Source organism: Clostridium sp. UBA5119, assembly GCF_002414285.1.
GTDB lineage: Bacteria > Bacillota > Clostridia > Clostridiales > Clostridiaceae > Clostridium_J > Clostridium_J sulfidigenes.
The window spans coordinates 31,742-38,743 of sequence record NZ_DHYX01000095.1; the positions used below are offsets into that span (position 1 = coordinate 31,742).

A 7,002-nucleotide genomic window follows, 5' to 3' on the forward strand; every position below is an offset into this window, starting at 1 on the left:
AAATATTTTTCACACTAAAATGCTTATAAAGGAAATTGATTTACAAAACTACCTATTTAAAAAAGATACTCATGAATTTTTACCAAGAGAAAGACTTAATATAAGTAATGCACTTAGAAAAGAAATGATAGAAATATTTAGTGGTAAGAATGTTTATAATGAATAATATTATATTAACTAGGAGGATGAAAAATGGAGTTATGGTATACTGAGAATCACTCAGAGACTGTTAGGTTTTCAATAAAGGTTGACAAGCAAATATATGCTGGGAAAAGTGATTTTCAAAGAATAGACGTATTTGAGACAAAGGAATTCGGAAGATTTTTCACTTTAGATGGAATAGTTATGATAACAGAAAAGGATGAATTTATTTATCATGATATGATAGTTCATGTTCCTATGGCTACAAATCCTAAGATTGAAAAAGTTTTAGTTATAGGAGCTGGAGATGGTGGAACAATCAGAGAGCTAACTAGATACAATACAATAAAAGAAATAGATATGGTAGAAATCGATAAAAAAGTAGTTGATGTATGTTTAGAGTATTTTCCTATAACGTCAAGTAAACTAAAGGATGAAAGAGTAAACTTATACTTTGAAGATGGTATTAAATTTGTAAAAAATAAGAAAAATTACTATGATTTAATAATAGTAGATTCTACGGATCCAATAGGACCTGGAGAGGGCTTATTTACAAAAGAATTCTATAGAGATTGTTACGACGCATTAAATGGAGAAGGAATTTTAGTTAATCAACATGAAAGCCCTTATTATGAAATGTATGCTAGTTCTATGAAGAGAGCTCATAAGCGTATAAAAGAATCTTTTCCAATAGGTAAAGTATATCAAGTTCATATTCCAACTTACTCATCAGGACATTGGTTATTTGGATTCGCATCTAAAAAGTATGATCCAGTAAAAGATTTAAATGCTGAGGCATGGAACTCTTTAGGGTTAAAGACTAAATATTATAATACAGATTTACATTTAGGATCTTTTGCTCTACCTAACTATGTTTTAGAGATGCTAGATCATGATTGTGATGAAGAATAATATTCAATCTACATAATAAAGGAAATTGAAGATATATTTTTCTATATAGATAAAATTATAAAATATTAATAAAAAACCTTTGACATATTAAAATTAATTTAACATGTTTTAAAGGTTTTTTATTTTTAAACATTTTGAATATATGGTAAAATGTATATTAAGTTTAGGAGGAATTAATATGAAGTGTAAAATATGTGGAATGAATATTAATGAGAAGAATTATGATTTTAATTCATTTGCTTTNNTTCTATAAGTAACATAGTATACTGTCCGTTCTGTGGAGTAAGCAGTATTTATTTAAGTGGTGATGATGAAGTTATTGAAGTAGATAGTAAGAAGCTAGATATAAACACATTAAGAATTTTAGACCATGCCGTTAAGCTTGAAATATTTAATGGAGAGTTTTATAAAGAAGCAGCTAAAAAAGCAAAGAGTGAAGAAATTTCTAAGGCTTTTCAGGCTTTATCGAAAATAGAAATTTTTCATTCAAAGGTTCATATGGGATTAGGAGGTTTTACTAAAACACCTGCTTTGACTAAAATAAACTATGACAAGTATGATAGTGACGAAGCACTTTTGAAATTGGCAAAGGAAAGAGAAGAGCATGCTGTTTACTATTATGAAAGATATAAGAATGAAGTATGTGATGAAAATGTAAAAAGAGTATTCGAAGCTTTAATTGAAGTGGAAAAGGAACATATAGAGCTTACCTATGAGTATAATTTAATATAAATAAGCTTTATATAGCTTAAACACAAGAAAATTAGTTACTATATGAACAAATTGAGAAATCTATTCATATACATTAGGCTTAAAAAATGTTAAAATAGTATTTTAGGCGAATATAGTATGGAAAAAATGAATTAAAAAGGAGGAGAATATATGAAAGATTATGTTATTATTACAGATTCAACGGTAGATTTACCTCTTGATATTATAGAGAAAATAAATATAGGCATTATACCTATCGCCTTTGATATGGAAAATAAAACTTATACACACTATCCTGATGAGAGAGAAATGACAAGCCATGAGTTTTATGAGAGACTAAAAAATGGTGATACTTCTGTTACAACACAGATAAATTATTTTACTTATAGAGAGTGCTTTGAAAAGCTGCTGAAGGAAGGAAAGGATATTTTATATATAGCATTTTCTTCAGGACTTAGTGGAACATATAATAACTCTCAATTAGTGATACAAGATCTTAAAGAGGAATACCCTGAAAGAAAAATTATATCAGTTGACTCTCTTTCAGCTTCAGTTGGGGAAGGGCTTCTAGTATATAATGCTGCAATGAAAAAAGAAGAAGGCTTAGCCATTGAGGAATTGGTGAAGTGGATAGAAGAACATAGAAATAATACTTGTCACTGGTTTACAGTTGAAGATTTACATCACTTAAAACGAGGTGGAAGGATTTCTTCAGTGGAAGCAATTATTGGGACAACCTTAAAGATAAAGCCTGTATTGAGTGTTGACTATGAGGGAAAGCTAGTGAATGTGTCTAAAGTAAGAGGGGAAAAAAAATCCTTGGAGAAATTACTAGATAAGATGCTAGAAGATGGTATAAACCTGGAGGAACAAACTATTATCATAGGTCATGCAGATAGCTTAGAAAGAGCAGAATATCTTGCTAATACTATTAGAGAAAAGGAACTTGTAAAAGATATTATTATTAGTACTATAGGTCCTATAATTGGAACTCACACTGGACAAGGAATGATAGGACTAACATTTATGGGAAACAAAAACTTGAAATAAGAACTTATTAAAAATTATTATGGAATATTTATTTATAATATAACAAAAGAAGCCTAGGTTAGTAGTAATTTAACCTAGGCTTCTTTTATATATCTAGATATTCTGCGTGTTCTTTTAAATTTATTCCCCTTGAGCTGGATCTAATGCTACTCTCAAGATGTCACCAAGAACATTAAAGCTTAATACAATTAATAGTATCATAAGACCTGGAAAAATTGCTAAGTAAGTCCTATCACCAATCCTAGATTGAGCAGTTTGAAGCATGCTTCCAAGAGAAGCCATTGGTTGTTGTACTCCTAGACCTAAAAAACTTAAAGAAGATTCCATAAGTATAGCATCAGCTATATTTATGCTAGCTGCAACAATTACTGTAGAAATAGCATTAGGTATTATATGTGTTTTTACTATTTTTATATTATTGCTACCTAACGCTTTAGAACATAGAATATAATCCCTTTCTTTTATAGATAATGTTTCTGAGCGGACTATTCTAGCGATACTCATCCATCCAAATATACCTATAATGATTATTATATTGGCTATACTTGGTCTTAAATAGGAATTTACTATTAGTAGTAAAAAGAATAGAGGTATACTCATTAACATGTCTATTATTCTCATTATGATAGCATCAACTTTGCCTCCTAATAGTCCGCTTATAGCACCAACTAGGGTGCCGATGAATATAGATACCATCATGGAGAGTACACCTACTATTAATGAGATTCGTGCACCATATAAAGCTCTAGTAAAATAATCTCTTCCGAGTTCATCTGTTCCAAATATATTTTTAAAATTTGGAGAAATGAATTGATTGGTCATATCAATAGTATCGGGATTATAAGGAGTTAAAAATGCAAAAATCGATAAAATAATTATTAAAATTAAGCATACTAAAGCAAATATTCCTAATTTATTTTTTTTAAGCTCTCTTATAAAGTTTTCTTTAAATCTAACACTAAACATTTTTATCCCCCCTACGTATTCTAGGATCTACTAGTACATAACTAATATCAGCAAGTAGATTTCCTATAACAACCATTATTGAGGTAACTAAAGTCATAGCCATTATAACTGGATAATCTAAGGCTCTTATTGAGTTAATGCCAAGTCTTCCCATACCAGGCCATCCAAAGATAGTTTCAGTTATAAATGCACCAGAAACTAAAGATGGTAAGCTCATTCCAAGAATTGTTATCATTGGGAGAAGAGCATTTTTCATAATATGTTTAAATAGAATTCTATTCTTACTTGCACCTTTGGAAATTGCGGTAACAATATAATCTTGCTTTAGTTCTGTTATAGTACAAGAACGTACATATCTTGTAAGAACAGCTATATTAGAAAAACTGAGTACTATAGTAGGTAATATACCATGTTTTATAACATCTAATGTTGAAGTTACACCTATAGTTCTCATACCAACACTAGGAAGCCACTTTAATTTTAAAGAAAATATTGAAAGCAATATCATTGCAAACCAAAAGCTAGGTATAGAGATTGCAATATAGTTTATTATATTTGTAAATCTGTCTAAGAATTTATTTCTATGCATACCCGTATATAATCCTAGGGGAATTGATATTAAAATAGCTAGAAGTAGAGAAGAACCCATAAGTCCAAGGGTAGCAAAAAATCTTGAAGAAATTTCACTAGCTACAGCTTGTCTAGAAACCAAGGAGTAACCCAAATCACCACTTAATACATTTTTTAGCCATAAGAAATATCTAGTTAGCATAGGTTTATCCAGTCCAAGACTTACTCTTATTAAATCTGCTTGCTCTTTTGACATTTTAGGGGTTATATATCCTTGAGCTGGATCTCCTGGAGCAAGATTCATAAGTAAAAAAGATACAAAGGATATAAATAAAAGCATAGGAATAGCTTGTAAAATTCTCTTTGTAATTTTATTTTTCATAATACTATCCTTTCTATGTAAAAAACTTACGTAAAAATGGCTCAAGTACCTGGAAAGGGTAAATGAGCCATAGAAATATATTTTTATGGTTGAATCATATATATTTTTGATAAATCTTCAAACATATATATAGGTACTAATTTGGCATCTTCAATCCCACCAAATTTAGCATCAACTCCGATTAATGACTTTGAATAATATAATGGGTATACTACAGCATCATCAGCTATGGTCTTTTGAATTTTTTCATATAATTCTTTTCTCTTTGCATCATCTGATTGAGAAGCTCCATCCTTCCACAACTTGTCTAGTTCTTTGTTGTTATAACATTGAGCATTAAAGCTACCACTAGACATATAAGCACTAGAATATCCATCTGGATCATTTCCCATTACATATCCATTTATAAGTATATCGTAATCTCTTTCTTGTTCTCCAAGAATTTTTGAGAAGTATACATTGTCATCTATTTGTTGAGCATCTACTTCTATGCCGATAGCAGAAAGTTGTTGTTTAACAACCATAGCAATTTTGCTATCTTTTGGAGTATATTGAAAATTCAATTTTATATTACCTACCCCAGACTTTTCCATAAGCTCTTTGGCTTTTTCTAAATTTTGATCATATTTTTCTACATCATCAATATAGAATTTTGTGTTTGGAGTTAAAATAGAGTAAGCTTTTTCAGTGTTTTCTAAATTAGTATAGGATGTTTTTAAAATCTCTTCTTTATTTAGGGCATAGGATATAGCTTGTCTAACTTCTTTTTTACTTAAGTTTTCATTTTTTTCATTAAGTATAATATAATTCAGCATTCCTTCATCAAAAGAATGAGTTTTAAACCTATCATCTGATGAGAAAGTTTCAAACTTGTCTTCAGCTAAATATGCTGCAGAAACCTCTCCATTTTCAAAAGCAATTTTTGAAGTATTATCATCTGGAATTATTCTATAAACCACACTATCTAAATGAGGTTTTCCTAAATAATAATCATCAAATCTTTCTAGGGTTACCATCTCACCCTTTTTCCATTCTTTAAATTTAAAAGGACCAGAACCTNNCTGCTAAATTGCTTTCACCTTCAAATATATGTTTTGGAATTATTTTAAAATCTCCAATTGATATATAGAATGGTGCAAAGGTATTTGGAAGTTTAAATTCAACAGTTAAGTCATCAATTTTATTAGCTTGGACTTCTTTTTTATCAATAACAAAAGTTTGTCTAGCATCAATTCCCTGACTTTCATCTTTAGCTACATTCACACTATAAACAACATCATCCGCTGTTATTTTTGTACCATCATGCCATGTTAAATTATCTTTTAATTTTAATGTATATGTAAGTTTATCTTCAGAAGCTTCCATACTTTCTGCTAAGTAATATCTTACTTCATCTTTATCAACTACATATAGTGGATCAAATAAAGCATTGTTTATTGTATAAGTAACTCTGTTTTGTTGAAAAAAAGGATTTAGGCAACTTGGATCAGTTCTAGCTGAAAATATCATTGTTCCTCCATCCTTTATTTGTTGTTGAGCAGTTTCATTTGTTTTGGACTCAGTATTAGTAGAACTATTTTTTGAACTGCATCCAATTAAGGACAAGGATAGTATTAAAGATAGTCCAATACTGAGAAATCTAGTCTTTTTCATTGTAATCCCCCTTATATACTGTAAAATCAATTCATGTTTATGAATGAATTTTGTGATAGTTATAGTTACGTGAAAATACGCAACAATTCCTTATATAGGATAACATAATAAATATTAGGATATAACTCCTATTATAAATTAAAATAAATAAAATCAGTCTATTAGAAAACGTTATAACTACAAAAATCAACAATTTATTACATAATAAATTAAAAGTTTTGTTATTAGTAACTAGTGGAAATAAGCCATATAATAATTTCTGGAATTCTTGACATTTCATATTAGTGAATTATTTTATAAAATGGTTTGTTAAGTATAAATATATTAAAAACAGGAAAATATATTATTAAATTCTATGAAGTAAGGAATATTAAAATTAGGAGGAAGATATGATGAATAATTATGAATTACCAGAAGACAATTTAGGAGAAGAATATAATTTTGAAAATGAAATTAGTTATTATGATGAAGGATATGAAGAATGTACACGATGTGGTAATAGGGATTGTTTAGACAATAAAAGATTATGTAGTTACTGTAGTGAAACTTGGGAATAAAATTAAATGTTTTAATGATATAAAGAGAGTTATTTGCTTCAGGAGAGTTTTTCTACCCCT

General features: G+C 29.0%; 8 protein-coding genes and 1 pseudogene. 5 read left to right on the forward strand and 4 right to left on the reverse strand.

Going from position 1 to position 7,002, the window contains the following annotated elements; all coding sequences use genetic code 11:
* The 4 genes and pseudogenes from B2671_RS14610 to B2671_RS14625 all read left to right on the forward strand — a co-directional run.
* Positions 1-166, forward strand: a pseudogene (locus B2671_RS14610) (S-adenosylmethionine decarboxylase); the annotation flags it as partial.
* 26 nt (positions 167-192) lie between these two features.
* Positions 193-1,053 (forward strand): polyamine aminopropyltransferase, encoded by an 861-nt coding sequence (gene speE, locus B2671_RS14615; protein WP_346871058.1) that lies wholly within the window; start codon positions 193-195, stop codon positions 1,051-1,053.
* 387 nt (positions 1,054-1,440) lie between these two features.
* Positions 1,441-1,785: a ferritin family protein gene (locus B2671_RS14620; RefSeq protein WP_346871093.1), complete on the forward strand. Its 345-nt coding sequence runs from the start codon at positions 1,441-1,443 to the stop codon at positions 1,783-1,785.
* A 150-nt stretch (positions 1,786-1,935) separates the two neighbouring features.
* Entirely contained in the window at positions 1,936-2,814 is an 879-nt protein-coding gene (locus B2671_RS14625) for a DegV family protein (RefSeq protein ID WP_346871059.1), read from the forward strand.
* A 120-nt stretch (positions 2,815-2,934) separates the two neighbouring features.
* On the opposite strand, the gene B2671_RS14630 is transcribed toward B2671_RS14625, so the two are convergent.
* From B2671_RS14630 to B2671_RS14645, 4 genes are all read right to left on the reverse strand, one after another.
* Positions 2,935-3,780, reverse strand: a complete 846-nt coding sequence (locus B2671_RS14630; RefSeq protein ID WP_346871060.1) for an ABC transporter permease — start codon at positions 3,778-3,780, stop codon at positions 2,935-2,937.
* Positions 3,773-4,732, reverse strand: a complete 960-nt coding sequence (locus tag B2671_RS14635) for an ABC transporter permease (protein WP_346871061.1) — start codon at positions 4,730-4,732, stop codon at positions 3,773-3,775. Before B2671_RS14635 ends, B2671_RS14630 begins: the two co-directional genes overlap by 8 nt.
* An 83-nt stretch (positions 4,733-4,815) precedes the next feature.
* A complete protein-coding gene (locus B2671_RS14640; protein WP_346871062.1) occupies positions 4,816-5,748 on the reverse strand; it encodes an ABC transporter substrate-binding protein in 933 nt (310 codons plus the stop codon).
* A 25-nt stretch (positions 5,749-5,773) separates the two neighbouring features.
* Complete coding sequence (locus tag B2671_RS14645; RefSeq protein ID WP_346871063.1) at positions 5,774-6,385, reverse strand: ABC transporter substrate-binding protein; 612 nt, start codon at positions 6,383-6,385, stop codon at positions 5,774-5,776.
* Between the two features lie 389 nt (positions 6,386-6,774).
* Here B2671_RS14645 and B2671_RS14650 point away from each other — a divergent pair, with 389 nt between their 5' ends.
* Positions 6,775-6,942 carry a hypothetical protein gene (locus B2671_RS14650; protein WP_346871064.1) on the forward strand — a complete coding sequence of 56 codons (168 nt, stop codon included), beginning with the start codon at positions 6,775-6,777 and terminating at the stop codon, positions 6,940-6,942.
* The last annotated feature ends 60 nt before the right edge of the window (positions 6,943-7,002 follow it).

Excerpts from the sequence above, each read along its gene's own strand:
- speE (WP_346871058.1), top strand. The coding sequence starts at position 193 with ATGGAGTTATGGTATACTGAGAATCACTCAGAGACTGTTAGGTTTTCA.
- B2671_RS14625 (WP_346871059.1), top strand. The coding sequence starts at position 1,936 with ATGAAAGATTATGTTATTATTACAGATTCAACGGTAGATTTACCTCTT.
- B2671_RS14630 (WP_346871060.1), bottom strand. The coding sequence starts at position 3,780 with ATGTTTAGTGTTAGATTTAAAGAAAACTTTATAAGAGAGCTTAAAAAA.
- B2671_RS14635 (WP_346871061.1), bottom strand. The coding sequence starts at position 4,732 with ATGAAAAATAAAATTACAAAGAGAATTTTACAAGCTATTCCTATGCTT.
- B2671_RS14640 (WP_346871062.1), bottom strand. The coding sequence starts at position 5,748 with ATGGTAACCCTAGAAAGATTTGATGATTATTATTTAGGAAAACCTCAT.
- B2671_RS14650 (WP_346871064.1), top strand. The coding sequence starts at position 6,775 with ATGATGAATAATTATGAATTACCAGAAGACAATTTAGGAGAAGAATAT.